The sequence below is a fragment of the Brevundimonas sp. P7753 genome (genome assembly GCF_013386595.1).
Taxonomy (GTDB): domain Bacteria; phylum Pseudomonadota; class Alphaproteobacteria; order Caulobacterales; family Caulobacteraceae; genus Brevundimonas; species Brevundimonas bullata.
This window is the reverse complement of record NZ_JACARP010000192.1, coordinates 1-1,416: the sequence shown is the minus strand read 5'-3', so window position 1 is coordinate 1,416 and position 1,416 is coordinate 1. Positions and strand designations below refer to the sequence as shown.

Here is a 1,416-nt window from a genome sequence, read left to right as displayed (position 1 = left end):
CCGCCGCCGCCTGATCGGCGAAGGGCCGCGCGCTATCGACTGTGGCGGTGGGGCCATAGAGGGCGCTGAAGAAGGGCAGGCTGTCGACGCTCATCACCCGCCCCACCGCCTCCGGGTGCTGCTGCGCCACCAGAAGCCCCGTCAGTCCGCCCATGGAGTGACCGATGACGGCGGGCCGGTTCAGCGTCGCCGCATAGCGGGCCACCTCATCGACCACCGGCTGGACGAAGGCCCCGTCGCCATGCGTCCACGGCTCTCCTGCAAACCCCGCCAACTGCACCAGATGCACCCGATGCGTCGCCGCCAGCCGCTGCGCCAACGGCCGCCACACCTCTCGCGAGGAGGCGAAGCCGGGGATCAGGATGACGTCGGGGCCTTGCCCCATCACCTCGACCGACAAGCGGTCCGAGGCGAAGGCGGGCGCCTCGACCCGAACAGGCTCGGCTTGGGCGGGCGAGGAGACAGTCCCGGCGGTCCAGCCTATGGCGGCGGCCAGCATGAAGGCGCGAAGGGTCTTGGCGGGCGCAGAGATCTTGGACATGGGATTTCCTTTCAGGTTCAGAAAAGCCCCTCCCCCGCCGTCAATGCCCAGCGCGCAGCCGGGCTCGGTCCTCGGGTCGAGCCCCGAGGAGGACGGCGGAAAGGAAGCGTGGAAAGTCAGGTTATGCTGACAAAGACGTCAGCCGTGCGGGTTCTCGAACACCTCTTCCACCGGCCGCGCAAACAGGGCGGCGATGCGGTAGGCGAGGTCCAGCGAGGGGTCGTGCTTCTCGGTCTCCAGGGCGTTGACGGCCTGACGCGAGACCCCCAGCGCCTGACCCAGCTGTTCCTGGGTCCAGTTGCGCTCGACGCGCAGCAGTTTCAGCTTGTTCTTCATCAGTTCGACGACCGGACCATGGGGGCGACGCAGCCGAAGAGGGCCCAGAACAGCGGATAGATCAGCCAGCCCTCGGCGTGCGGCGCCCCGGCGAAACTCTCGCCAAAACCCCAGGCGCTGAACAGGGCCATGGCCACGCCCGCCGCGACGATGAACTGCTTGGCCGTCACCGCCCGCACATATTCGTCCGAGTCGCGCATGAAGCTCAGCGTCGCCCAGATCTGGCCGGCGATGGGCGCTGAAACCGCCAGGGCCAGCACCCAGGCCACGGGCTTGCCCTGGATGGCGTCAAAGGCCCCGAATATGGTCGCCAGCATGACGGCGACATAGCCGCTCATGAAGGCCATGGTGCGGACTAAATAGCGCCGCCCGGCAGGGGTGTTCTGTTTGCTCATCGTCAACATGGAAGGCGCTCCTGACTGAATGTCAGGCTGACCTTACTTAGGATTCATGTCATGTCAACCTGACTTTTTGTCAGGCCTGCATGATTTTTTCATCCCGGCCCAGCCTCGCCGTGCGGGGCGCAGAGCCGGGACCGC

Annotated in this window: 3 protein-coding genes; all 3 read right to left on the bottom strand. The window is 66.7% G+C overall.

Features of this window, described 5'->3' with window-relative positions; genetic code table 11:
• A partial coding sequence (locus tag HX774_RS18990; protein WP_178828972.1) for an alpha/beta fold hydrolase occupies positions 1-541 on the bottom strand: 541 nt, incomplete at its 3' end.
• 138 nt (positions 542-679) lie between these two features.
• Complete coding sequence (locus HX774_RS18985) at positions 680-877, bottom strand: helix-turn-helix transcriptional regulator (RefSeq protein ID WP_114817898.1); 198 nt, start codon at positions 875-877, stop codon at positions 680-682.
• Positions 877-1,281 carry a hypothetical protein gene (locus HX774_RS18980; RefSeq protein ID WP_178828971.1) on the bottom strand — a complete coding sequence of 135 codons (405 nt, stop codon included), beginning with the start codon at positions 1,279-1,281 and terminating at the stop codon, positions 877-879. The genes HX774_RS18985 and HX774_RS18980 overlap by 1 nt, the downstream gene beginning before the upstream one ends.
• Positions 1,282-1,416: the final 135 nt, after the last annotated feature.

Excerpts from the sequence above, each read along its gene's own strand:
- HX774_RS18985 (WP_114817898.1), bottom strand. The coding sequence starts at position 877 with ATGAAGAACAAGCTGAAACTGCTGCGCGTCGAGCGCAACTGGACCCAG.
- HX774_RS18980 (WP_178828971.1), bottom strand. The coding sequence starts at position 1,281 with ATGTTGACGATGAGCAAACAGAACACCCCTGCCGGGCGGCGCTATTTA.